23 protein-coding genes are annotated in these 26,288 nt (G+C 42.8%); 19 read left to right on the top strand and 4 right to left on the bottom strand.

Features of this window, described 5'->3' with window-relative positions:
* Window positions 1-41: 41 nt before the first annotated feature.
* The 15 genes from IDJ75_RS01945 to IDJ75_RS02015 all read left to right on the top strand — a co-directional run bounded on the left by IDJ75_RS01945 (window position 42) and on the right by IDJ75_RS02015 (window position 17,676).
* Window positions 42-782, top strand: coding sequence for an isoprenyl transferase (locus tag IDJ75_RS01945; RefSeq protein WP_191173932.1), 741 nt, complete (start codon window positions 42-44; stop codon window positions 780-782).
* Between the two features lie 63 nt (window positions 783-845).
* Complete coding sequence (bamA, locus tag IDJ75_RS01950) at window positions 846-3,392, top strand: outer membrane protein assembly factor BamA (RefSeq protein WP_191173933.1); 2,547 nt, start codon at window positions 846-848, stop codon at window positions 3,390-3,392.
* A gap of 16 nt (window positions 3,393-3,408) precedes the next feature.
* Window positions 3,409-3,939: an OmpH family outer membrane protein gene (locus IDJ75_RS01955; RefSeq protein WP_191173934.1), complete on the top strand. Its 531-nt coding sequence runs from the start codon at window positions 3,409-3,411 to the stop codon at window positions 3,937-3,939.
* Window positions 3,940-3,985: 46 nt separating this feature from the next.
* A complete protein-coding gene (locus IDJ75_RS01960; RefSeq protein ID WP_191173935.1) occupies window positions 3,986-4,498 on the top strand; it encodes an OmpH family outer membrane protein in 513 nt (170 codons plus the stop codon).
* 62 nt (window positions 4,499-4,560) lie between these two features.
* Window positions 4,561-5,400 carry a glutamate racemase gene (gene murI / locus IDJ75_RS01965; protein WP_191173936.1) on the top strand — a complete coding sequence of 280 codons (840 nt, stop codon included), beginning with the start codon at window positions 4,561-4,563 and terminating at the stop codon, window positions 5,398-5,400.
* 162 nt (window positions 5,401-5,562) lie between these two features.
* On the top strand, window positions 5,563-6,633 hold the full coding sequence (gene nuoH / locus IDJ75_RS01970; protein ID WP_191173937.1) for an NADH-quinone oxidoreductase subunit NuoH: 1,071 nt from the start codon (window positions 5,563-5,565) through the stop codon (window positions 6,631-6,633).
* 73 nt (window positions 6,634-6,706) lie between these two features.
* Window positions 6,707-7,297: a 4Fe-4S dicluster domain-containing protein gene (locus tag IDJ75_RS01975; RefSeq protein WP_191173938.1), complete on the top strand. Its 591-nt coding sequence runs from the start codon at window positions 6,707-6,709 to the stop codon at window positions 7,295-7,297.
* Window positions 7,294-7,842: an NADH-quinone oxidoreductase subunit J family protein gene (locus IDJ75_RS01980; RefSeq protein WP_191173939.1), complete on the top strand. Its 549-nt coding sequence runs from the start codon at window positions 7,294-7,296 to the stop codon at window positions 7,840-7,842. The genes IDJ75_RS01975 and IDJ75_RS01980 overlap by 4 nt, the downstream gene beginning before the upstream one ends.
* Window positions 7,839-8,144: an NADH-quinone oxidoreductase subunit NuoK gene (gene nuoK / locus IDJ75_RS01985; protein ID WP_191173940.1), complete on the top strand. Its 306-nt coding sequence runs from the start codon at window positions 7,839-7,841 to the stop codon at window positions 8,142-8,144. Before IDJ75_RS01980 ends, nuoK begins: the two co-directional genes overlap by 4 nt.
* Before the next feature lie 2 nt (window positions 8,145-8,146).
* The gene (locus IDJ75_RS01990) at window positions 8,147-9,043 is read left to right on the top strand and encodes a hypothetical protein (RefSeq protein ID WP_191173941.1); all 897 of its coding nucleotides are present in this window, start codon (window positions 8,147-8,149) and stop codon (window positions 9,041-9,043) included.
* Window positions 9,040-11,103: an NADH-quinone oxidoreductase subunit 5 family protein gene (locus tag IDJ75_RS01995; RefSeq protein ID WP_191173942.1), complete on the top strand. Its 2,064-nt coding sequence runs from the start codon at window positions 9,040-9,042 to the stop codon at window positions 11,101-11,103. The genes IDJ75_RS01990 and IDJ75_RS01995 overlap by 4 nt, the downstream gene beginning before the upstream one ends.
* The gene (locus IDJ75_RS02000) at window positions 11,103-12,713 is read left to right on the top strand and encodes a complex I subunit 4 family protein (RefSeq protein ID WP_191173943.1); all 1,611 of its coding nucleotides are present in this window, start codon (window positions 11,103-11,105) and stop codon (window positions 12,711-12,713) included. The genes IDJ75_RS01995 and IDJ75_RS02000 overlap by 1 nt, the downstream gene beginning before the upstream one ends.
* Window positions 12,714-12,720: 7 nt before the next feature.
* A complete protein-coding gene (locus tag IDJ75_RS02005; protein ID WP_191173944.1) occupies window positions 12,721-14,220 on the top strand; it encodes an NADH-quinone oxidoreductase subunit N in 1,500 nt (499 codons plus the stop codon).
* 87 nt (window positions 14,221-14,307) lie between these two features.
* Complete coding sequence (locus IDJ75_RS02010; RefSeq protein WP_191173945.1) at window positions 14,308-15,615, top strand: ammonium transporter; 1,308 nt, start codon at window positions 14,308-14,310, stop codon at window positions 15,613-15,615.
* Window positions 15,616-15,705: 90 nt separating this feature from the next.
* Entirely contained in the window at window positions 15,706-17,676 is a 1,971-nt protein-coding gene (locus IDJ75_RS02015) for an amidohydrolase family protein (protein WP_191173946.1), read from the top strand.
* 188 nt (window positions 17,677-17,864) lie between these two features.
* Here IDJ75_RS02015 and IDJ75_RS02020 read toward each other — a convergent pair whose 3' ends face one another.
* Window positions 17,865-18,656 (bottom strand): carbon-nitrogen hydrolase family protein, encoded by a 792-nt coding sequence (locus IDJ75_RS02020; RefSeq protein ID WP_191173947.1) that lies wholly within the window; start codon window positions 18,654-18,656, stop codon window positions 17,865-17,867.
* A gap of 449 nt (window positions 18,657-19,105) precedes the next feature.
* Between IDJ75_RS02020 and IDJ75_RS02025 the strand changes: the two genes are divergently transcribed.
* Window positions 19,106-21,013: a class II glutamine amidotransferase gene (locus IDJ75_RS02025; RefSeq protein WP_191173948.1), complete on the top strand. Its 1,908-nt coding sequence runs from the start codon at window positions 19,106-19,108 to the stop codon at window positions 21,011-21,013.
* A gap of 109 nt (window positions 21,014-21,122) precedes the next feature.
* Here the strand turns inward: IDJ75_RS02025 and IDJ75_RS02030 are convergent, their stop codons facing one another.
* Window positions 21,123-21,779, bottom strand: coding sequence for a LysE family translocator (locus IDJ75_RS02030; RefSeq protein ID WP_191173949.1), 657 nt, complete (start codon window positions 21,777-21,779; stop codon window positions 21,123-21,125).
* Window positions 21,780-21,973: 194 nt separating this feature from the next.
* On the opposite strand from IDJ75_RS02030, the gene IDJ75_RS02035 reads away from it, so the two are divergent.
* Window positions 21,974-23,731 (top strand): MFS transporter, encoded by a 1,758-nt coding sequence (locus IDJ75_RS02035; RefSeq protein WP_191173950.1) that lies wholly within the window; start codon window positions 21,974-21,976, stop codon window positions 23,729-23,731.
* Window positions 23,732-23,819: 88 nt separating this feature from the next.
* Window positions 23,820-24,272: a deoxycytidylate deaminase gene (locus IDJ75_RS02040; protein ID WP_067059845.1), complete on the top strand. Its 453-nt coding sequence runs from the start codon at window positions 23,820-23,822 to the stop codon at window positions 24,270-24,272.
* A 221-nt stretch (window positions 24,273-24,493) separates the two neighbouring features.
* Here IDJ75_RS02040 and cmk read toward each other — a convergent pair whose 3' ends face one another.
* Window positions 24,494-25,168, bottom strand: coding sequence for a (d)CMP kinase (gene cmk, locus IDJ75_RS02045; protein ID WP_191173951.1), 675 nt, complete (start codon window positions 25,166-25,168; stop codon window positions 24,494-24,496).
* A 112-nt stretch (window positions 25,169-25,280) separates the two neighbouring features.
* Between cmk and arfB the strand changes: the two genes are divergently transcribed.
* Window positions 25,281-25,691, top strand: a complete 411-nt coding sequence (gene arfB, locus IDJ75_RS02050; protein ID WP_191173952.1) for an alternative ribosome rescue aminoacyl-tRNA hydrolase ArfB — start codon at window positions 25,281-25,283, stop codon at window positions 25,689-25,691.
* Window positions 25,692-25,729: 38 nt separating this feature from the next.
* Here the strand turns inward: arfB and IDJ75_RS02055 are convergent, their stop codons facing one another.
* Window positions 25,730-26,218: a hypothetical protein gene (locus IDJ75_RS02055; RefSeq protein WP_191173953.1), complete on the bottom strand. Its 489-nt coding sequence runs from the start codon at window positions 26,216-26,218 to the stop codon at window positions 25,730-25,732.
* Window positions 26,219-26,288: the final 70 nt, after the last annotated feature.

A 26,288-nucleotide genomic window follows, 5' to 3' on the forward strand; every position in this document is an offset into this window, starting at 1 on the left:
GGTGCAACAGTTGGTATGCAACTGTTAAAACCGTTCGGGAAATGAGTTATAAGGACCAGATAGATCTTCAGAAATTACCCCGCCACATAGCAGTTATTATGGATGGCAATGGCCGATGGGCCAAGGGAAAAGGCAAGTTAAGGGTGTTTGGCCATCATAACGGGGTGCTGTCTGTACGGGATATTGTTGAGGGAGCGGGCGAACTGGGTATAGAATATTTAACCTTATATACCTTTAGTGCCGAAAACTGGAGCCGGCCCAAATTTGAGGTTACCGCTATAATGGAGTTGCTTATCAGTACCCTTAACAAGGAAATTGCTAAGCTGATGAAGAACAATGTACGTTTAAATGCCATTGGCGATTTAAACATGCTGCCGGGCAAATGCCACCAGGAACTAAAAAACGCTATAAGCAAAACATCCGCTAATACCGGGCTGGTGCTTACACTTGCGCTGAGCTATAGCTCGCGCGGCGAAATTGTACATGCTGCTAAAGCTTTGGCAGCTAAAGTACAAAGCGGGGAATTGAACCCTGCCGATATTGATGAACAATTGTTTGAAGATAATTTATATACCGGCGGTATGCCAAACCCTGAACTGTTGATCAGGACGAGTGGCGAGTATCGTATAAGTAATTATTTACTATGGCAAATTGCCTACGCCGAGTTATACTTCACCGCAAAGCTTTGGCCCGATTTCAGGCGTGAAGACTTGTATGAAGCTATACTTGATTTTCAGAAACGCGAACGCCGTTTTGGGATGACAAGCGAGCAGGTAAACTAAATTTTTACTTTTAACACTTTTTAACAACTGTATAAATTATTTTTAGCCCACTAAAATATTCGAATGAATAAAGTTTTTTTTGCTCTTCTCTTCTCTGTTATAAGCACGGCAGCACTGGCACAGGTTAATGGTATCAGGCCGTCGTCTGGGTCTATACCTGCCGATAGTTTGAGCTATCTTAATCCAAAAGATTATATTATAGGTGGCATAACCGTATCAGGCGCCAAGTTTTTAGATAAAGATGTATTACTTACCATCTCTAAATTAAACAAAGGCGATAAAATAAATCTTCCGGGCGAGGCTAACGCCAACGTAATAAAGGATCTGTACAAACAGGGCCTTTTTGATGATGTACAGTTAAATGTTACCAAAATAAATATGGATACCATTTATCTGGAAATTGCCGTTGTTGAGCGCCCCCGCTTATCGCGCCTTCACATAACAGGTATCCGTAAAGGCGAAATAGAAGACGTAAATAAAAAACTAAATGATAAAACAGGGAAGATTGTAAACGAAAACCTGTTAAGTACTACAACCGCTATCATTAAAAAACACTTTAATGAAAAAGGTTACCTGAATACAACGGTAAAAATTACTCAAACCAAAGATCCCGGGGATGCTAATAGTGTAATACTTGATGTTGCGGTTGATAAAAAATCGAAGGTTAAGATAAACAGTGTTGATTTTGAAGGTAATAAGGCGTTCTCGGATGCTAAGCTTGCTAAGATGCTTAAGAATACACGTGTTAAAAAATTCTATAATATATTTGGGTCTAAAAAATTTAAGCAGGATAAATACGAAGAAGATAAACAAACCCTGGTAGAAAAAATGCAGGCCAAGGGTTACCGTGATGCCGAAGTTTTAGCAGATACCGTGACCAAACATGATGAGAAAACGGTTGATGTTAAAATAAAAGTTTTTGAAGGCCCTAAATACTATTTTGGTAACATTAAATTTTCGGGCAACGCTCAGTATCCTTCAGAAACGCTGGCGAAAATATTACAGATAGAAAAAGGACAAGTATTTAGCGAAGACGAGTTAAACAAACGTTTAACAGGGCCAACGCCAAATAATGATGATGTTTTGTCTCTTTATTTAAACAATGGTTACCTTACCGTTAATGCCGACCCTGTACAAACCAGAATATATAACGATACTGTTGACCTTGATATAAGGATATATGAAGGACCGCAATACACCATTAACCGTGTAATACTAAAAGGTAACGATGTTACTAACGATAAAGTAGTAAGGCGCGAAATAAGAACAAAACCGGGACAAAAATTCAATAAAGAATTATTGATACGCAGCGCACGCGAAATTGGACAACTGGGTAACTTTGATGAGCAAAAAACCGAACCAAGGCCAACAAACATTAACCCTGTGGATGGTACCGTAGACTTAGTTTACAATGTGGTTGAGAAGCCATCAGATCAGATAGAACTATCGGGTGGTTTTGGTGGAGGCCAGTTGGTAGGTACACTGGGTTTAACATTCAATAACTTTTCGTTACGTAACTTGTTTAACCTAAAAGCATACAAACCATTACCAAAAGGCGACGGGCAAAAATTAAGCTTAAGGGGGCAGTCAAGCGGCCGTACTTATCAAAACTTCTCGTTCACCTTCTCTGAACCGTGGCTGGGTGGTAAAAAGCCAATCTACTTTGCAGTATCAGCGTATACACAAGGGAGCTCAACAGGGCAGTACTACCCTAAATCAAGCCCTTACTATAACAAATTACGTATAAACGGTGTTGGGGTAACATTAGGTAAGCGCTTAAACTGGCCTGATAACTATTTCCAGCTAAACTACTCGTTAAACGTTGACCATTATGACCTGGATAACTACGGCGGTTACCTGTTCCAAAACGGTACATCATATAACATTAAATTAACGCAGGAGCTTAGCCGTAACTCGATAGATATGCCGCTTTATCCAACGTCGGGTTCAAACATCAAATTAACTATACAGGCAACTCCGCCATATTCGTTATTTAATAGCATAAACTATAATATAGCTACACCAGAGCAGCGTTACCATTTTGTAGAGTACTACAAATGGAAGTTTGATGCACAATGGTTCCAGCGTATAACCGGTAAGTTGGTATTAATGTCGCAGGTGCGTTTTGGTTACCTGGGCCAGTATAACAAATTGGTTGGTCCATCACCGTTCGAACGCTTTAAACTGGGTGGCGACGGGATGCAGAGCTACCAGTTTTTACAAGGTACAGATATAATAGGCTTACGCGGTTATGAAAACTTCTCAATTGTGCCTGTAGGTTCAAACCAAAATGCTAATACAAACCAGGGTAGTGCTATCTACAATAAATACACAATGGAATTAAGGCACCCTGTAATTACAGGCCAGTCTGCTACTATATTCTTACTTGGGTTTGTTGAGGGTGGTAACGTTTGGGATAATTTTAACCAATTTAATCCGTTTAATGTAAGGCGCTCTGCGGGTGTTGGTGCAAGGATATTTTTACCGATATTTGGTTTGTTAGGTTTAGATTACGGTTACGGTTTCGATCAGATACCGGGCCAGCCTGATGCAAATAAAGGCCATTTCCATTTTACAATTTCACAAAGCTTAAGCGGAGGATTTAATTAAATTTGTACAGCAGTTTATGAAAAAGATAATTTTAATACTTTGTTTTACGTTTGCAGCCTGCACAGCAGCGTTGGCGCAACGCTTTGCATATGTTGATTCTGATTATATTTTAAAACACATGCCTGAATATGCTTCATCGCAAAAGCAACTGGCATCGTTATCAGAATCATGGCAAAAAGATGTTGACAGCCGTTTTCAGGAAATTGACCGTTTGTACAAAGCCTATCAGGCCGACCAGGTTTTAATGACACCTGATATGCGCAAACGCCGCGAAGCGGAAATTGTTGATAAAGAGAAAATAGCTAAAGATTATCAGCGCCAGATTTTTGGCCCGGATGGCGAACTTTCTAAGAAAAGTACAGCGCTTATTAAACCAATTCAGGATAGAGTGTCTAAAGCTGTACAGGCAGTTGCCGAAAGTGAAAGCCTTGATATGATATTTGACAAAAACAGTGAAGTGATCATGTTGTATGCCAGCCCGCGTTATAATAAAAGCGATGAGGTGGTTACAAGGTTAGGTTTAAAACCGGGAGTATTTGCCAAATAAAAATTATATATATATTAGGACTATTATTAAACACAGAACAACAAAAATGAAAAAACTATTTAAAGTTGCTTTAGTTGCAGCAGGAATGTTATTTGCAGGCAACTTTGCCCAGGCACAATCAAAAATTGGCTATATCAATTTCGAGGGACTTGTACAACAAATGCCTGAATTTAATACTGTTAAATCACAGCTTGAAATTTATCAAAAGCAATTTATTGATCAGCTTTCTACAATGAATACTGAGCTTCAGAATAAAGGTAAAGAATACCAGGCTACACAGGATAAAATGACTGATGCTGTCCGTTCAACAAAACAGGCAGAGCTGCAGGACATTCAAAAACGCATACAGGATCTACAAACCAGTGCACAACAGCAAGTAGATAATAAAGCCAGTGAACTTTATAAACCATTAACCGATAAAGCAAATGTAGCTATTAACGCCGTTGCTAAAGAAAAAGGCTTTACCTATGTGCTTAATACTGCTCAAACACAGTTATTAGTTTCGCCTCCGGCAGATGATTTGATGCCGGCTGTAAAGCTTAAATTAGGATTAAAATAATCTAAAAGTTAAATTATTTAGAAAGCGCCCCTATTACGGGGCGCTTTTTTATTTTTGTTAGTATGTTATCAGGCGGTCCAATAGGCGTATTTGATTCGGGTATAGGTGGCTTAACGGTTTTTCGTTCAATTGTGGAGCAGTTGCCGCGTTATGATTATTTATACCTTGGCGATAACGGCCGTGCCCCTTATGGCAACCGATCATTCAAAACCATACACCAGTACACATGGGAGTGTGTGCAATGGATGTTTAAACAAGGTTGCCCGCTGGTAATACTTGCGTGCAACACTGCATCAGCAAAAGCACTGCGCACCATACAACAGCAGGATATGCCCGGCTTGCATACCGATAAGCGTGTACTTGGTGTGATACGCCCGACAGCCGAGGTTATTGGCAATTATACCCAAACCAAACAAATTGGTGTGTTGGGTACAAAAGGCACCGTACAATCAGGCTCGTACCTGTTAGAGATAGAACACTTTTTCCCTGAATTGAAAGTTTACCAGCAGGCCTGCCCGCTTTGGGTGCCGCTGATAGAGAACGGCGAATACAATAAACCCGGAGCTGATTATTATGTAAAATTGTACCTGGATCAGTTGATGCAGCAATCGCCTGGTATTGATACTATATTATTGGCCTGTACCCATTACCCGCTATTGCAGGATAAGATAAAGGCCTACCTGCCTGCCGGTATTAATGTTGTTGCCCAGGGCGATATTGTAGCCACCAGCCTGGTTGATTATCTGCAACGCCATCCTGAGATGGAACAGCGGCTGAGTAAAAATGGGCACCGGTTTTTTTATACCACTATTGACGATACCCCGGATTTTGACCATCATGCAACCCTATTCTTTGGTACCCAGGTAAAGAGTGAGTTTGTTGATGTAAGGGAAGAGTGTTGATAGATATGTACCCCGATGGCTATCGGGAGTGCAAACAGAAATTTTGCATGGATCGGTGTGATCAGGGGAATCAGTTAAATCATCGCGCAGCGTAAAAAAGCACTACCAAAACAGTCAACTATCCTTAGCATTTATTAAGTTTGCAGCCAACGTAAACGGCCCTTGAATTTTTACATTACATATTTTATTGTAGCAGCAGGTTTATTTGCTTTTGTAGGCCTGTTTACCATGTTTGGCGTATATGCCGAACGTAAGGTGAGTGCGTTTATTCAACACCGCCTCGGGCCAACCGAAACAGGCAAATATGGCACCTTACAGGTATTAGCCGATATGCTTAAGATGGTACAAAAGGAACTCATTATCCCGGCTGGGGCCGATAAGATCTTGTTCCTGGCGGCACCCATCATCATCTTCATTGGCGTGTACCTTGGTTTTGCGGCATTGCCCTGGGCACCCGGACTGATCCCCGCAAACATCAACATAGGTTTATACTACATTTTCGCTATCGTATCTATCGAAACCCTCGGCATATTAATGGCAGGGTGGGGGTCAAATAATAAGTATTCTATACTGGGCGCAATGCGCTCGGCCGCGCAAATTATCTCTTATGAGATACCGGCGGGGTTTGCATTGATATCCGTAGTAATGATAGCACAAACCCTTAACCTGCAGGATATAGCCATGCAGCAGGGTATCCTATCGCCCGATAAAGCAAAGTTTTTTGGCTTTTTGGACGTGTCACAGATAGGGGGGTTCCTATCGTGGAATGTTTTCCAGGCGCCGCATTTACTGGTGGCTTTTGTCATCTATTTCATTGCTTCGCTGGCCGAAAGTAACCGTGCACCTTTTGATATACCTGAAGCGGAATCTGAACTTGTAGCAGGCTTCCACACCGAGTTTACCGGTTTGCAGTTTGCATTGGTGTTTCTGGCCGAATACTCCATGATGTTTTTGGTGTCAATGGTGGGGGTGATCTTATTTTTAGGGGCATGGAACACGCCGTTACCAAACATGGGTTCGGTAACTTTGGCAACGTGGACAACAGGCACCGTATGGGGAATTATATGGATATTGATAAAAACCTTATTATTGGTAGGTGTACAAATGTGGATCCGCTGGACGCTGCCGCGCCTGCGTGTTGACCAATTAATGAACCTGTGCTGGAAAATATTAACCCCGCTGGCGTTTTTATGTATGCTGATCTCGGGTATATGGCGTTTATGGGTAATGTAGCTTGTTGCGAGGAAAGATTTTTAGAAAAAAGAGACAAGAAATATTTAGGGATTAGGGTTTTAGAATTTAGGATTTGATAAAAAGGGCAATAAACGGTTTTACTACAGCATGGAAAGGGTTATCCCTTACCATTAGGGCTTTGTTTGCCTCAAACGCAAAGCGTAATATTACGCCCATCACTAACGACAATTACTTTAGTCAGCAAAATAATACCAATACAATACAATACCCCAAACAGGAACTACCGGTACCCGAAGTTGGCCGTTACCAGTTGGATGTGGAAATAGACGATTGCATTGTGTGCGACCTATGCGCCAAAATTTGCCCGGTTAACTGCATCGATATCGAGTCTATAAAATCAACCGAGGGTTCGATCGGCGAAACATCCGACGGGTCGAAAAAACTGCTTTACGCGGCCAAGTTTGATATTGACATGGCCAAGTGCATGTACTGCGGCTTATGCACTATTGTATGCCCTACGGAGTGCATTGTTATGACTAACCAATACGATAAAACAGTATTTGAGCTGAAAGACCTGAACTACGAATTTTCGGATATGTCGCCCGAGTTTGCTGCCGAAAAGCGCGAACTGCTGGAAAGGCAACAAGCCGAAAAACAAGCCGCCAAATTAGCAGCCATGAAAGCGAAGGAGGGCGGGGCATGAACTTAGTACAGATCATGTTTTACTTAATGGCGTTTATAACGCTGGGCTCGGCCCTGGTTGTGGCTATGGGTAAAAATTTGGTGCGCAGCATCTTCATGTTTTTTGTAACACTGTTTGGCCTGGCTGGCCTTTATGTATTGGCCCTGGCCGATTTTGTGGCCGTTACCCAAATAGTTATTTATGTAGGTGGGATATTGGTGCTGATATTATTCGCTTTTATGCTCTCAGGTAAAGAATCGCTGGCCATTGCACAACAACACACCACGCCATATATCAGTTTGAAGAATTTACCGGCTTTTTTATTGGCCGCCCTGTTTTTGGTGGTAATGCTGAATGTAGTTTTTAATGCTGATGTAAATAACCTGCCATGGGTGAAAGCTGCTATTGCAACAAAGAATGTGGTACCGGTAAATGGTACTATCAATAATATCGGCGTTAGTTTAATGACGCGCTATTTGCTGCCTTTCGAGGTGATCTCTATTTTGCTGATGATAGCATTGGTAGGTGCTGCGCACTTATCCCGCAAGGAGGGCGCGAAAGCATGATAGGCCTTAATGATTTTATGATAGTAAGCGTGGTACTGTTTTGCATCGGCTTGTTCATCATTGTATCAAAAAAGAACGCCATACAAATACTGATAGGCATTGAGTTAATGTTGAACGCTGCCATATTAAACCTGGTAGCTTTTGGTAAGTATGACCGTATTAACAACGGCGGGCAAATGTTTGCCCTGTTTGCTATTGTACTGGCCGCTGCTACAACTGCTGTAGCGTTGGCTATTATATTGAATGTGTACCGACAGTACAAAACTATTGATCCGGATAAAATTAACCAGTTGAAAGATTAACAATGAAAAAGCTGCTTTTAATATTGCTGATGTTACTTTCTGTGTGTGCCTTTGCGCAAACACGTAAGAAGCATGCAACAAAAAAGAAGGCAAAGAGCACTGCTAAGCATTCTAAAAAACGCTCATCAAGGCATCGGCTTAACGCAGGGGATGCCCGTATGGAAGAACCTGTTGAGGAAGAGGAACGCGCTACCTATCCATTTTTTAGGGTGGATAGTACTACAAAAAAACTGGTGCTAACCGACCCACCTGACGAAAAAGACCGCCCGTTTGTATTGGTGAACGACAACGTATACAATGGCCGCCTGCAAGATCTTAAACCCCAGAATATCCTGGATATATCGGTTGTAAAAAGCAAGGGTGCCAAAATGATGTACGGGCAAAAAGCCGCGGCCGGTGCGTTGATCATTAAAACCAAACAAGCTTTGCCTGCCGACCTGCCGGGCACTTTGCTGCCATTGCCAAAACAGCAGGGTAACCAAAAGCCATTTATGTTTAATGAAGAGGTTACCTATGGTAAAGTTGAAGATATAGACCCTGCAAAAATATTAAGCATAGATACACTGATACAGCCTAAGTTTGCCGGTTCTAAAGATAATGATACAACCATAAGCGTAACTACAAAGGTTTATGGTAAAAAATTATACCAATGGAAATTGGGAACATTATCAAAAGCCTACAAAAAATACATCAGGGGGCGCCGAGGCAATGATGCCGGGGTAGATTATGTATTAGGTGATGGCACTATTTTAACAGGCGGGAAAGAAGAAGACCTGATAAACTTATTAAAAGTATATAATTCGGGTATTAAAGCGGCAACTTTTACCGGGCCAAGCAGTACACGTAAAAGCCGCAAACGGGCAACAGTAACCATTGAATTAGACCAGGCACAAAATTGAATCCAACCCTACCATACAACGACTCGCAAACCGTAACCCTTGCTATTATAGCAGTGGTATTGCCTTTTGCTGCCTTTGTGGTAAACTTTTTACTGCTGGGTAAAAGCAAGGCTTCGGGTTGGGTATCTGCACTGGCTATTTTAGCAAGTACCGTTTTGGCTGCCAATGTATTTTTTAAGGTTTGGGATAACCATACCATCCATGCGCAGCAGGTTTGGTTTACCATTGGTGCTACAAAAGTGCAGGCGGGTATCCTGCTTAATAATCTTTCGGTGTTGATGTTGCTGCTGGTGTCGGTTATTGCCTTACCCGTGCATATCTATTCTACTGCGTACATGAAGGATGATGAGGGTTACAGCCGTTACTTCCGCTATTTAAGCCTGTTTTGCTTTAGCATGCTGGCTTTGGTAATGGTTGATAACCTGATACTGCTTTATGCCTTTTGGGAAATGGTGGGGTTTTCCTCCTACCTGCTTATCGGATTTTGGTTTACCCGCGGGAGCGCTATCATCGCCAACAAAAAAGCCTTTATCATGAACAGGATAGGGGATATCGGCTTGCTTACGGCGATCATTATCCTGTACACGCAATTTAATACATTTGATTTAGAAACGTTGTTCGGTAATCAAGGACTCATCTCGTTATCAAACATCGCCAATGGCGAATGGGTATCAGCCTTAGGAAGCATCCCGGCCATTTGGCAATACATCGCTTTTGGTGGCATCTTTTTGGCTGTTGCTGCAAAATCGGCACAGTTTCCGCTGCATACCTGGTTGCCCGATGCGATGGAAGGGCCAACTTCAGTTTCGGCACTCATCCACGCCGCTACCATGGTGGCCGCAGGTGTGTTCCTGTTGGGCAGGTTCTACCCTATGTTTAACGAAGCGGAGTTAACGGTATTAGCTGTGATAGGCTGCTTTACCGCGTTTATGGCTGCAACCATCGCGCTTACACAAAATGATCTGAAACGTATTCTGGCGTATTCCACCATATCGCAATTAGGTTTTATGGTGATGGCTATGGGGGTTGGGGCTTATGCCTCGTCCTTGTTCCATCTGGCAACGCATGCGTTTTTTAAGTGCCTGCTGTTCCTTGTCGCCGGTATTGTTATACACCAGATGAAACACATCAAGGACGATAACAACCTCAATATCGACCCGCAAAATATCCTGCATATGGGCGGCCTGCGCAAAAAGCTGCCGTTAACCTTTATTGCTGCCCTTATTGGCGGACTGGCATTGGTCGGTTTCCCGCTCACATCGGGCTATCTGTCAAAAGACGGTATCCTGATCCAGGCGTTCGATTGGAGCGACGGTAAGGCCGGCATTTTAAAACTGGTGCCATATGTGGCCTTACTTACAAGTTGGCTTACAGCTTTTTATGTAGCGAGATTGATAGTAAAAGTTTTCTTTGGCGAGTTCCGCCTGAAAAAAATGAACCCGCACATCCATATCCACATGGGCGATGGTGGCTGGCAATATAAACTGGCGCTGGTGTTTTTGGCTATTTGCTGTTTGTTCCCGGTATTCTCTTACAGCCCGGTGTTTTATGAAGATGCCTGGTTGTTTAAAGGCTTTTTACCTGTTAATCATTTAGCGCGCGAGAATATGTATCATGTTATCATCCCGGTGCTGGTTGTTATTTTAAGTGTGGTGGTTATGTATGGCGCCTATGTGGCTTACGCAAAACGCAATAGCTGGTCGTTCCCGCAAACAGGCTTTCTTTACCGCTTATCATTCCACGAATGGTATATCGATAAGTTTTACAACCACGTTATTGTGCGTTTTGTGATGTGGTTTAGCAATGCTCTTTATTGGTTCGATAAAAACATCATAGACGGCTTTGTAAATTTACTTGAGAAAATCGGCGTAGCGCTGGCCGGTATTGCCGCATGGTTCGATAAGCATATCGTAGACGGACTGCTGCACCTGATTGCCGGCATTGTACAAGCTATAGGTAATTTTGCCCGCCGGTTTCAAAGCGGTAAAATTCAATATTATTTATTCAGCATGTTGCTGGTGCTCATTGCTGTGTTTATCTTTAAACTGATCTGGACCTGATGAATATATTAACCCTGCTCATATTTACACCCATACTGTTTGGCCTGCTTATTTTGCTGCTGCCATCATCTATGCGTGCAAGTTTCAAATACATCACGTTATTTGCTACCCTGTTGCAGCTGTGTTTTAGTGTTTATATCTACATGCACTTTCAAACAGGAGCATCCTTCGCGGGCATCAGTAATGAGGGTCAATACCAGTTCGTCCAAAAGCTCCCATGGATCAGCCTCGACCTGGGTACTTTAGGTAAAATGCAGATAGAGTATTTTGTAGGGATTGATGGTATTTCGGTAACTTTATTGGTGATGACATCGCTGGTAATGGTAATAGCCGCCATTGCATCATGGGAGATAACCAGCAACCTTAAAGGGTTCTTCGCACTGTTCCTGTTACTGGATATGGCTGTGGTGGGCGTTTTCTGCGCATTGGATTTCTTCCTGTTCTATACCTTTTACGAACTGATGCTGCTACCGTTATACTTTCTGATAGGCATGTGGGGCGGTGCACGGCGAGAATATGCGGCTATTAAGTTCTTCCTTTATACTTTATTTGGTTCGGTATTTATGCTGCTGGTGATGGTGGGCTTATACCTTTCGGTGAAAGACCCGGTTACAGGCAACCATACCTTCAATATCATTCACATGATGAACCCGGCTAATTATATTCAAGGATCGGTGTTTTCGGTGTTGAGCCATGCTACTATATTGGGTATGCCTGCACGTACGGTTGGCTTTGTAATTTTGTTTATAGCCTTTGCTATTAAAGTGCCGGTAGTGCCTTTACACACCTGGCTGCCCGATGCACACGTAGAAGCGCCAACTCCGGTATCTATTATTCTTGCAGGAATCCTGTTAAAAATAGGTGGCTATGGGATTATTCGGATCTGTATGGGCATCTTCCCTGAGGTTGCTTTATCCGGTGCGTTCTGGCTCGGCTTGCTTGGGGTGATATCCATATTATACGGCGCGTTCAACGCCCTTGCCCAACGCGACCTTAAACGGATGATCGCTTATTCATCTGTATCGCACATGGGCTTTGTGTTGCTTGGCCTTGCATCAAACACTGCCGAGGGCATTAGCGGCGCGGTGCTGCAAATGGTTAGTCACGGGTTTTTATCAACTATGCTGTTCTTCCTGGTAGGGGTGGTGTATAATAGGGTGCATGACAGGGATATTTATAATTTCCGTGGCTTGGGTACGCTGATGCCACGCTATACGGTTTATGTAATGGTGGCGTTTTTCGCGTCATTAGGATTGCCGGGCTTTTCGGCTTTTGTGGCCGAGGCGTTCACATTGGCAGGCGCATTCAAATCACATTCGGTAAATGGCCTGCTGCCATACTGGATGGCGGTTTGCGGTTCGGTAGGTATTTTACTGAGCGCTGCTTACTTTTTATGGACACTGCAACGCATGTTCTTCGGTACTGTTTCCCTCAAAGGGGGCGAAGTATGGAAGATTGCTCTGAAAGACCTGAACATGCGCGAAACTGTAACCCTGTTGCCTTTGGCTCTTATTGCTTTGGCTTTAGGGATTATGCCCTCATTGGTATTAGGTAAGGTGAACGATTCGGTATTGGCGTTGGTGGCATTTACTCAAAACGTATTACGTTAGTCTATTTATGAACGATCTGTTACCACATATTCACGATCAGTTAAATGAAGTAATAGGCAGTCTGCCTTACTTTATGCCCGAAGTTTATTTGACCGTGCTTTTCATTATAGTGTTGGTAACAGATCTTTTATTCGGTAAAAATTCGGCTAAGCTTTGCCGTACAGTAGCTATAGCGGGCATGTTTTTGGTGATATTTAAAGATTTGCAGCAGGTTGCTTTGGCAGGTACTTACGCAGTGCCCATGTTCGGCAATATGCTGATGCTGCACCGTACGGCTATCAATTTTAAATTTGTTATTGATGTACTGGCCATTATACTGCTGCTGTATTTTGCCTGGGATAAAAAACTGCAAGCGCATAAAAAGGGTTTGTCTGATCTGTATAGTATTGTAATAGGATCGGTTTTGGGTTTGCATATAATGACGATGGCCATCAACTTGCTATCTGTTTACCTGGCCATAGAAATGGTATCTATTGCATCATACCTGCTGGCATCATACCGTACCGAAAATGCTAAAAGCACCGAAGCGGGTTTAAAATACGTACTGTTTGGTGCGGCTGCATCGGCGGTAATGTTGTATGGTATCTCTTTAATATATGCTTATACAGGTTCGTTGGAGTTGTTCTCGAAAGAAATGGCGGATGCCTTACTGCATACTAATAGCTTAAGCGCATCGTTCGCGCTGGCACTGGTGCTTATTGGCATTGGGTTTAAATTATCGTTTGTGCCGGTGCATTTTTATGTGCCCGATGTTTATGAAGGGGCAGCCACGCCGGTAACTGCCTACTTGTCAACCCTGCCTAAAATAGCCGCTTTTGCCCTGTTGGTAAATTTTGTATCAAAAAACGGTTTTTTCCTGCAGTGGAAAGCCTTTGATTTTAGGCTGGTGCTATCAGTAATTGGTGTTATTACCCTTATAGGCGGTAATTTTGCCGCAGTTTTGCAAAATAATGTAAAGCGGATGCTCGCCTACTCGGGTATTGGGCATACCGGGTTTGCTTTAATGGCATTGGTAACTTTTACCCCTCAGGGCTTGTCGGCTTTAACTTATTACCTGTTTATGTATGGCCTGGCCAATATAGCCGCCCTGATGCTGGCTAATTACTTCGAAAATAACGAGAATATTACCAATATATCCGATTATAAAGGCCTGGGCTTTAAATACCCGCTGGCTTCTGTTTGTTTTGTCATTGTACTGATATCATTAACGGGCATCCCTATCAGCGCGGGTTTTACCGGTAAGGTGTTTGTATTTTCGGCTGTGTATGGTGTTTACCAGCAAACGCATGATGTTTGGCTGATGGCCTTATTAATTACCGGCGCGGTAACCACGGTAGTTGGCTTGTTTTATTATATTAAGATCCCGCTTAACTTATTTTTGAAAAGGGCGGAATTTATCCCGAACGAAATTTCGTATTCTACTAATTTAGTAGTTTTTTCTTCTGTGATTGCATTATTGTTAATAATATTTGGAATTTTTCCTGATTTATTGATTAAATTCCTTTAAAAATTTCCTTTTTTTAAATATTTCATAAAATATATTGTAAAATATGTATAAATTGAGGCCGTTTTAAATAAATGGTTTTAATTTGATATGAAACGTTACTTCCCCTTTTTTGTAATTTTGGTGATTTTATCACTTACGTTTATTTTTCCATCGGTTGAATACGATAAATCGGTAAAATCTAACTTTAATACGGGTGATATTGCGTGGATGCTGATGTCCACAGCTCTTGTTTTGATCATGACCCCCGGACTTGCCTTTTTTTACGGCGGAATGGTGAACAAAAAGAACGTAATCTCTACAATGCTGCAAAGTATTGTATGTATGGTGATCATTACGGTGCTTTGGGGGATATTTGGCTTCAGTTTAGCCTTCGGAACCAGTATTGGAGGGGTTATTGGTAACCCATCAACCTTTTTTATGATGAAAGGCATGCTGGGTAACGCCAGCTGGCCGGCAGCGCCAACTATCCCGCTGCTGCTTTTTGCTATGTATCAGCTAAAATTTGCCATTATTACGCCGGCACTAATTACAGGGGCATTTGCAGAGCGTATCCGTTTCAATTCGTATATTATATTTCTGGTACTGTTCTCCATTTTTATATTCTCGCCATTGGCGCATGCAACATGGCACCCCGATGGTGTTTTGGCCAAATTGGGTGTATTAGATTTTGCAGGTGGTACGGTAGTGCACATGTCGGCAGGCTGGGCCGCCCTGGCATCGGCCTTGTTCCTGAAACGCCGTAATGAGGCCAATCATTCGCCTGCGCGTATCACTTATGTGATGATAGGCACCGGTTTATTATGGTTTGGCTGGTTTGGTTTTAACGCCGGTTCGGCATTTGGAGCAAACCATTTGGCGGTAACGGCGCTTGCAACAAGTACAACAGCATCGGCAGCAGCAGGTGTTACCTGGATATTTTTTGATATGCTGCGCGGCCGCAAGCCATCGGCCATGGGCACTTGTATTGGTGCTGTAGTTGGTTTGGTGGCTATTACCCCGGCAGCGGGTTTTGTAACCGTTCCGCATTCACTGGCTATTGGTATTATCTCCGCCATTGTAAGTAACCTGGTGGTAGAATGGCGTACACGTACTTCTATAGATGATACGCTTGATGTGTTCCCTTGCCATGGTGTAGGTGGTATGGTGGGTATGTTATTAACCGGAGTGTTTGCCAACCAGGCAGTTAACCCGGCCAATGTTACCGGCGATGGTCTTTTCTTTGGTCACACGCATTTATTCTTTATCCAATTGTTGGCATTGGTGGCAACATCATTATTCTCGTTCTTTGGGTCGATGTTGTTGTTAAAGATCACCGATATGATCTCACCTTTGCGTGTATCAACAGAAGACGAGGTGTTAGGTTTGGATATTAGCCAGCATGGCGAAAGGTTGTAATTGAAAAAGTAGATATTTAAAAGTCCGGCCTCAAAGCCGGACTTTTTTGTTCATAATACTTTTATATTTGAGTAAGTAACCCATATCACTATGAAAAACCTTTTATCATTACTCTTTCTGTCTTTCATGCTTTCTCAAACCCGGGCACAGGATATTCCTGCAGACAGCGGTGTATTCTTACTGCATAAATTTGAGCAACATATTGGTAAGGAAACTTACAAGATCTATAACTATAAAGACAGTAAAAAATATGTAGTGGATTTTAAGTTTGTTGATAGGGGGAGCCCCGTTCCGCTCAAGGCGATACTGCGGGTTAACCCGGTAGCCGAACCAATTGAGCTTTTTGTGAAAGGCAATACTTCCAGGTTCTCAGTAATAAATGATTCTATCCGGATAAATGGCAATGTTGCCGATATGAAGGTTAGCGACGCTACCTATAAAAAAACGATTAGCGGTTTTACCTTTCCTGTTACGGGGTACTCGCCTGCCACGGTACAGCAGGCGCTGCTGCAATACTGGAACAATAAAAAACAACCGCCAAGTATTACCACCCTGCCATTTGGTGCTTTACAAATAAAAAATACCGGGGTTGATAACCTAACGTTCAATGGTAAACCTATCACTTTTAAACGCTATACCATTAGCGGATTGATCTGGGGAAATGAACTGGTATGGACGGATAATGCGGGCAAACTTATCTGCATCCTAACCATTGATGCCGAAGGAGATAAAACCGAAATGATGCGCGAACAGTACGAAACGCTGCTGCCCGAACTGATAAAACGAGCAGCAGGTTACGGCATGGCGGCGTTTACTAAAGCTGCCCATGCACCAAATGCAGCAAGCCAAACCATTGCCATTACAGGTGGTAATATAGTTGATGTTGTGAATGGTACATCAACACCAAATGGCGTGCTGTTGCTGCAAAATGGATTGATAACCAAAATTGGGAAAGCCGGGACACCAATACCAAAAGGTGCACAGGTAATAAACGCTACAGGTAAAACCATTATGCCCGGCCTGTGGGATATGCACGCGCATTTCGAGCAAACCGAATGGGGGCCGGCTTACCTGGCAGCAGGCGTAACTACCGTGCGCGATTGCGGTAACGAACTTGGTTTTATTGATGCCATACAGCAGGCAATTGATAGTGGTAAAGGTATAGGGCCTAAAATATTAATGGCCGGTATTATTGATGGAAAGGGCCCAATGGCCTTGGGTATTATACAGGCTGATACCAGGGAAGAAGCTATAAAAGCGGTTGATACTTACAAAGCAAAAGGGTTTGCGCAGATCAAGATATATAGTTCGGCCAAACCGGCTATCGTAAAAGCCATATGCGATGAAGCGCATAAACAAGGCTTAACCGTTACGGGCCACATACCTAACGGGATGACGCTTAAATCGGGCGTTGATTCGGGTATGAACATGGTGAACCACGTGCAATACGTGTACAGTATCATGAAAAAGAATAAAGACCGCTCTGTGAACTTTGACGATAGTGTAAGCATAGCGGCTATTAAATTTATAAAAGACCACAACACCGTTATCGATCCAACGGTTGGGGTTTATGAACTGGCTTGCCGTAACGTAAAAGATGATATCACCAGGCTGGAGCCTGCATTTAATACCTTGCCATTGCCGCTGCAAACCCAGTTTAAAACCTACGGGGAAGATTCGGCAACGGTTGCTAAAATAGCGCCGATGCTTGGCAGTATGAAAATGATCGTTAAAAAGCTGTATGATGCCGGTGTTCCTATTGTGGCCGGTACTGATATGGGTTTCCCCGGCTTTAGCGTAGCCCGTGAACTGGAGCTTTATGTAGAGGCTGGCCTTACCCCGGCGCAGGCGCTTAAAACAGGCACCATCACACCGGCCGAAGTTATGGGGCTGGGTAAACAAACGGGTTCGATAACCACCGGCAAAAACGCCGATATTATTATTGTAGATGGCGACCCGCTAACCAACATCAGCAATGTTCGCAATGTTAAAGTGGTTATAAAAGCCGGTAAAGTTTATGACCCGGGTACGCTGCATAGGATGGTTGGGTTCTCAAAATAGATAACCGTGTGTCATTTCGAACGAGCGACAGCGAGGAGAAATCTTTTACGCTTTGCATGTAACCCACAAGCATGTTTTATAAGATTTCTCCTTGTACCTGTTCGAAGTGATATGTTGGAGTTCTCAGACTGTGCTTGTCTAAGAATTAGCAATGCGGCTAATGGTTCAACAGGCACACCATTACAAATCTATTTCTGGTACAACTCGGGTTTAAACCGTTTAGCCAATAAGCCAGTTGCCATCTCCGTATCAATCTCCGCCACAATAACACCCTCTATGCCGTAGGCCTGGTAGGCAACACATTTACCATTGGGTGCTATTAATGATGTTGCTGCTTTCTGGTACTTCATGGTGTAACCTACGCTGGCGAAGTAAATAGTGTTTTCCAGCGCACGCATCATCATAGCTTTTTCGTAATAGGGGCTATTGATATTACCCCAATCGGAGAGTTGTACTCCCTCTGTATCGCTGCCTGACAGGTGAGGGTGAAATACAATACTTGCACCTTCGCGTGCCGCCCACCTCACTGATTCGGGGTAGCGGAAACCCTCGTGGCAAATGGTTATGCCGAATTTTACGCCGTTCACCTCAAAAATACTGCGCCCTGTACCGGGTTGCCAGGTGGTATCTTCGCTTGGGTCGAGCTGGTTTTTGGTTTGGTATCCCAATACTTCGCCTGTGGCAGATATTACCTGGGCAATGTTTAAAAACTTGTCGCCCTCATACCAATCCATCGGCATAATAATAGCAATGTTATTGGTAGCGGCTATTTCACAAACCTTGTTCAACGCTGCTTGTAATTCTTCTTGGGATGATTTTTCAACTTTAACATCTGCCAGTGGGTAACCGGGTATAAAGGATTCCGGAAAGCAGATGATCTCCGCTTGTTGCGCGGCGGCATTTTTTACCAGTCTCTCGGTTATTGCTAAACCATCTGCTATTGATTTGGGGAATGCAGGGGAGGCGAGGGCTACTTTCATGCAGGTAAATTTAACGAATATTGGGTCAGTTTCGTCGCCGTTCGTCGGATAGTGGGGCTGGCTTTTCCAAAACTTACTGCCTGTGCTTTTCAAAAGCAGTTTTTCATTAGGAATGGGACTGAGTAATATGAATCGTTAGTGAATGTTACTTTTTTTTCTCTCAAAAGAAAGTAACCAAAGAAAGTCGCGGCTTGGTACCGCCCTATGTAAGTTAGTGCTTTACCCTGGTGTTGTGCTACCCGTGCGTTACGCTATGCCGCATTTTGAGGTTACGTTCTGTTCGTCACAGTCTCGAAAGGGCCTGAGATAATCAGGAAAGGCCTACAAATCAGGTTAAAATCGTATCAATCAGGCGTAAGTTTTCCACATCATAAAAAATACTAACTAATGACAATATGTTTAAACACTATATAAGATAAAATTTTACCTTTGCATGCTCATTCCCAATCATGAGCGATCAGATTAAACATGAATGCGGTGTGGCATTTATCCGCCTTTTAAAGCCACTCTCTTACTATCAGAAAAAGTACGGCACTGCGCTGTACGGTTTAAACAAGCTTTACCTTTTAATGGAAAAACAGCATAATCGCGGGCAAGATGGCGCGGGCGTTGCTACCATTAAACTGGATATTGAGCCTGGTAAACGGTACATAAGCAGGCACCGGTCAATGGCATCAAATGCTGTTGCTGATATCTTCGAGTACATCCAGAAAAAGTTTGCTGAGATACAAAAGGAAACGCCTGAAAAAATGGCCGACACCGAATGGCTCAAAGAACACGTAAGCTTTACCGGCGAAGTGTTACTGGGCCATTTGCGTTATGGTACACACGGCAAAAACAGTATTGAAAACTGCCACCCTTTTCTTCGCCAAAACAACTGGATGACCCGTAACCTGGTTATTGCCGGTAACTTTAACATGACCAATGTTGATGAACTACTGCAACAACTTTACGACCTGGGCCAGCACCCTAAAGAGAAAGCCGATACGGTGACCGTGCTGGAAAAGATAGGGCATTTTATTGATACCGAGAACCAGGGCCTGTTTGACCAATACAAACGCGAAGGGTTAGACGACAACATGGAGATTAGCAAGATGATTGCTAACGATATGGATGTTGCCAAGATACTGCGTAAATCGGCAAAGAACTGGGATGGTGGTTACACTATTGCAGGTATTTTAGGCCACGGGGATGCATTTGTAATGCGCGACCCGGTTGGCATACGCCCGGCGTATTATTACTATAACGATGAAATAGTGGTTGCCGCTTCAGAGCGCCCCGCTATCATGACGGCCTTTAATATCCCTATAGAGGACATTCGCGAAATAAAACCCGGCCATGCGCTTATTGTTAAAAAGAACGGTAAGATAACCGAGGATATGTTTAGCGAGCCGCTGGAGAAAAAAGCATGCTCGTTTGAGCGCATCTATTTCTCCCGTGGCAGCGATGCTTCTATCTACAAAGAACGCAAGCAATTAGGCAGGCTGCTTTGCCCGCAAATATTGGATGCCGTTAATAACGACGTTAAAAACACCGTATTTTCCTATATACCAAACACTGCCGAGGTTGCTTTTTATGGCATGGTAGAAGGTGTACATAAGTACATAAAAAAATATCAGCGCGACAGGTTACTGAACCGCGACGATAAAATTAGTGAAGAAGAATTAACAGAAGTTTTGGCGCTTGCCCCACGTGTGGAGAAAATTGCTATTAAAGATGTTAAGCTGCGTACGTTTATCACACAGGATGCCGACCGCAGCGAAATGGTTGCCCACGTGTATGATACTACTTACGGCCTCATCAATAAAGATGCGGATACTTTAGTGGTACTGGATGATTCTATAGTGCGTGGTACTACGTTAAAACAAAGCATCCTGAAGATACTTGACCGCCTTGGCCCTAAAAAGGTTGTGGTGGTATCATCTGCCCCGCAAATCCGTTACCCGGATTGCTACGGTATCGACATGTCGCGTATGGGCGAGTTTGTGGCTTTTGAAGCTGCGATAAGCCTGTTGAAGGAGCAAGGCAAAGAAAATATTATTGTAGAGGTTTATCAAAAATGTAAGGATAGCTCTAAACTGGCTAAAGAGGAAGTAGAGAACTATGTAAAAGCTATCTACGCACCATTTACCGACCAGGAGATATCTGACCGCATAGCCAGGATCATTACCCCGCCAAATATTAAGGCTAAGGTTGAAGTGCTTTATCAAACCCTTGATAACCTGCACATAGCCTGCCCCGACCATACCGGCGACTGGTACTTTAGTGGTGATTACCCAACCCCGGGTGGTAACAAGGTGGTAAACCGCGCCTTTGTTAACTGGATGGAAGGTAATAACCAAAGGGCTTACATGTAATTGTTGGTGATTAGAGAATAGAGATTGGAGAGTGGTTTCTAATCCTTTAAAATAAAAGAGCGGTAGATTTTCTATCGCTCTTTCTTTGTTTAATAGCTTATTTGTTGTTTTAACTTACCGCTGGTGCCGAAAAGATAAAATGTGTAACCAGCCTGTCTACCAATACCAGTGATGCAATGATGAGGGCTATACCGGCAACCTCGTTTAGGCGGTGTACAAATTTAGGGGATATTTTTTCGCGGAGCTTGTTGGCGTAAAAGGCTTTAACGGCATCTAAACCGAACTGGATAATAAGGATGGTAAGGAACATTACCGCTATTTTGAGCAGGCGGTTATGTATCCCCTCGTGGAACTGGGTACTGGCTACGCCGATAACTACCGTCCAATGCAGCAGCACGGTTGGGTTAAAAATGCACATCACAAAACCTTTAAGGAAGTACCCCGCGTGGTTTATTTTTTTCGGGATAGAACTATTGTAGTTTACATCGGCTTTTTTGAAGATATAATAAATACCAATGCTGAACAGGATGATACTGCCTACAATACCGGCGATGGTTTTATCCTTAGTAGAAATATCAAAATATTGTGAGCCGAAAAGGATGGCGCCTACAAATACCATATCGCTCATTACCACACCAAGGGCGAGTGATAAGCCTGCATGGAAACCTTTTTCAATACTGGTTTTAATAAGAGCAAAAAAGACCGGGCCTGTTATAAACGTGAGCACTAATCCAAATCCAATTCCCGAAATAATGGCTTCTATCATCAATATAGGCTTATATATCCTTGTTTAAATCCCGTCAGGTAAAAAAATCAGGACACTAATATGCAACTTTTATCTGTTAAACAACAAAACTTAATATTGTGATTTATAAATTGAAAAAATTATAGCCATTATTATAAAATTTGATTTATGTTTAGTGTTTTAAACACACCAATAGTATTAACCTTAATTAAACAATGGCACAAGACAACTCAAAGAGTAATGGTTCGGCTTTATATACCATCATTACCGTGTTTTTCTTCTGGGGCTTTTTAGCAGCTTCAAATGGTATTTTTATTCCGTTTTGTAAAGCGCATTTTAACTTATCACAGTTCGAATCGCAGCTTATAGACTTTACTTTTTATGGTGGTTATTTCATCGGGTCGTTAATTTTATACTTTGCTTCGGCAATTACTAAAATTGATATCCTTAATAAAATAGGGTACAAAAATGGTATTATTTACGGTTTGCTAATATCGGCTGTTGGTGCATTGATCATGATCCCTGCCATCAACTCAGGTTCATTCGCGTTTATATTATTAACCTTTTTTATAATAGCATTAGGTTTCTCGTTACAGCAAACCGCTGCCAATCCGTTTGTAGTAGCCCTGGGTAGCCCCGAAACAGGTACTCACCGATTAAACTTTGCTGGTGGTGTGAATAACTTTGGTAGTATTTGGGGGCCGGTTATAGTAGGTATCGTTCTTTTTGGCTCGGCATCAGCAAAAATACCCGCGAAGGATGTGCAGATATCCTCGGTAAATAATCTCTATTTGATATTGGCCGGGTTGTTTATTGCCGTAGCTATATTCTTCTGGATCTCTAAATTGCCACGTGTAACCAGCGATGAAAAGATAGAACCAAGTAATAAAGCCAATAGGCCATTGGGCGTTATTTTTATAGCGTTCCTACTAATATTAGCCGCAGGGCCAGTAAGTACTTATTTTGGTAACAAAACCGCAGAACAAAATAACATCACCGTAAACGCTCAATTGTATAAAGACCATGGCGGCGAAACGTTGGAGCAAATAGATAAAATTGCGAATATCACCCCGCAGGAGAAAGCCGATTTTGTGTTTTACGTGAAACATGTAAACCAGTACAAATCATACATGGTTTATGCTTCACTTGCTATAATTCTGATTACCTTATTGACAACTATATCAACCAGCAGCAAGAAAAAAGAGGGTTGGGGGGCAATGCAATATCCACAGCTTATTTTAGGTATGCTTGCAATATTTACCTATGTAGGGGTTGAGGTTACTATTCAAAGTAACATGGGCGCTTTACTGGAAACTCCAAAATTCGGCAACTTTACTACCGACCAGGTATCGCCATTTATATCTCTTTATTGGGGGAGCTTAATGATAGGTAGATGGACGGGGGCTATTGCCGCGTTCAACTTATCTAAACAAGTGAAGTTTTTACTTACTGTTATAGTGCCATTTATTGCATTTGGCGTTGTATTACTTGTTAACGGTATAAGCGGTACAGATGTACACAGTTTTTACCCTTACGCAGGTTGTGTGGCTATATTGGTTATAGGTTTCCTTATTGGTAATCAAAAACCGGTACGTACACTGGCATTATTTGGTGTACTGGGTGCTATATTTATGATTATAGGTTTGGCAACAACAGGTATGGTAGCCGTATTCGCGTTTATTAGCGGTGGCTTATGCTGCTCTATTATGTGGCCGTCAATCTTCTCCTTATCGGTTACAGGCTTGGGTAAATATACCAGCCAGGGTTCGGCATTTTTAATTATGATGATATTGGGTGGTTCAATCATTCCGCCGGTGCAGGGTATTCTTGCAGATACAGCCGGTATCCACAATTCATATATTATCCCGGTTATAGGATTTGCTTACCTTGCGTTCTTCGCTCTTAAAGCAGGTTCGATACTTAAAAAACAAGGTATTGATGTAGATAATATGGAAGCATCAGGAGGACACTAATTTGATTTGTCATTGAGTCATTCGCTTCGCTGTCATTGAGTCATTTTTTGATAATGACGCAATTACTCAATGACCCAATGATTATAACATGAAACCAAGTTTCGAAAATATTTTCATGAACCTGGCAACCGACCTGGCCAAACGCTCACACTGCGTTAAGGCCCAGGTCGGTGCCGTTTTAGCTAAGGACACGCGCATTATATCCATCGGATATAACGGCCCGCCTGCAGGTACCCATAACTGCGACGAGGAATGGCCCGAAACCGGCTGCGCCCGCGACTCGAAAGGAAGCTGCTCGCTTGCCCTGCACGCCGAAGAGAACGCCATCCTGTACGCCGTAAAGAACGGTGCCAACCTGGAAGGGGCAACGCTGTACACCACGCTATCGCCATGCCTGCCATGTGCAAGGCTTATCTTCTCGGCAGGGATCAAACATGTTTACTTTGATAAATCGTACGCTCAGTACAAAGGCTTAGCCAGCGATGAAGGTGTTGATTTTTTGAACAGGTTTGGCGTGCATACGGTTAAGGTAGGGGCGTAGGTTTAGGAGTCAGGAGGTTAAGAGAATCAAGAGCCAAGACTTTCCTGCGCGTAATTGCGAGCGAAGCAATCTTAGATATGCTTGCCACCAATTTTCTGACTATAATTCGTGAGATTTCCCTAACTAAAGTAACAGCGCCCCGCGGCAATTGAGCGGGCGGATGATTATAGCGGTAAACTAAGCATGAGAGATGCTGAAACAAGCTCAGTATCGCGTTTTAGCTACCCCTTCAGCTTCTCCACCTTATCCAACGCAAACTGCAGCTGCTCATCAGGGGTTAAATCAGTATTATCTAAAATAATTGCGTCATGCGCGCGTACAAGCGGGCTTTCCTCGCGGGTGGTGTCCTGGTAATCGCGGTGGGCAATGTTCTCAAATATCTCCTCTAAGGTAACCTCAGGGTTTTTCAGGTGGATCTCGTCATAACGGCGTTTGGCACGTACGGCCGGGTCGGCGGTCATGAATATTTTTAAAGGGGCATCCGGGAAAACTGCTGTGCCAATATCGCGGCCGTCCATTACTATGTTTTTTGATTGGCCCATGCGCTGCTGTTGTTTTACCATTTCGCGGCGTACTTCTTTAACTGCCGATACTTCACTCACTTTTTCAGAAACAGGCATCTGGCGGATCTCTTCAGATACTTCCTCATCATTAAGGGTGATGTGAGTCTCGTAATCGCGCGAATGGAAATTAAGATGGATGTTTTTTAAGGCCTCTTCTATCTGCGCATGATTCTGCGTGTCAATATTGTTCCTTAAAAAATACAGGGCAACAGCGCGGTACATAGCGCCGCTATCAACATAAATATAGTGCAGCTTTTTGGCTAATGCCTTGGCCAGCGTGCTTTTACCACATGATGAGTAGCCATCAATAGCTACCACGATATTTTTGCTCATCGGGTAACGAAGTTACGGTTTTTAGCAATTAGTTGGTGGGGGAGTTGTTGATTAGGATAAAAAAACACCACTCACCTAATCAACTCAATGAACCATTAATTACTTTTACGCTATGAATTTAAATAAGGCCGACCTGCAACGCGAAATTTATTACAAAACATCGCGCAGCGGGGGCAAAGGCGGGCAAAATGTAAACAAGGTATCAACCAAGGTTGAGCTGCTTTTTGATATTAATAACTCCACATTATGTACCGAGGAGGAAAAGCTTTTACTGAACGATAAATTGCAGAACCGCTTTAATAAAGATGGCCTTGTGCAAGTGATATGCGATGAAGAGCGCAGCCAGTTCCTGAATAAGGAGATAGCGGTAGAGCGCCTGATCGTACTGCTTACTACTGCCCTGCATAAACCCAAAATGCGTAAGCCCAGCAAAATAAGTAAAGCGGCCAAGCTGGCACGCCTGGGCAACAAAAAAATACAATCAGCCAAGAAAGCTGATCGCAAAAAGAGTTTTGATTTTTAACGGAATGTTATTTATTGCGGGCTCTTTGTAATAACATATTAATTATTAACAGCCTTTTCATAAATGAATTTTTGCATGCTATAATCCTCAGGATATTGTTTACGGGCATCTTCTTTAGCGGAACTATTGGTGGCATGCCGCATGTATTCTTTAGCAAGTGTTTGCTGATCGTACACAAATTTTTGCATCGAATAATCTTCCGCGTATTGTTTGATAGCAAAACGCTTTAGCTCCATATCGGTCACAATTTTCATATAGGCTTTGTCTGTTTTCTGTTTATCATAAACAAAATTTTGCATGCTGTAATCATCAGGATATTCCTTTTCGGCAAACTGTTTAAGTTCTGCATCAGTAACGGTAGTCATGTAATTATACCCCTTTTTTTGTTGCTCATAAACGAATTTTTGCATGCTGGCATCGTCGGGGTATTGTTTTTTTGCATATGCCCATAGTTTTGTTTCTATGTTTTGAGCAAAAGATGCGGAACAAAATAGCAGGCTGGCAAGCAACGCGAGGATAGGTTTCATTGTTATTTGATGTTTACAGTAAATAACTGTTACGTTGAAGGGTTAAAGCTGAATGACTAATTAAATGACG

This window comes from Mucilaginibacter rigui, from assembly GCF_014773275.1.
Classification (GTDB): domain Bacteria; phylum Bacteroidota; class Bacteroidia; order Sphingobacteriales; family Sphingobacteriaceae; genus Mucilaginibacter; species Mucilaginibacter rigui_A.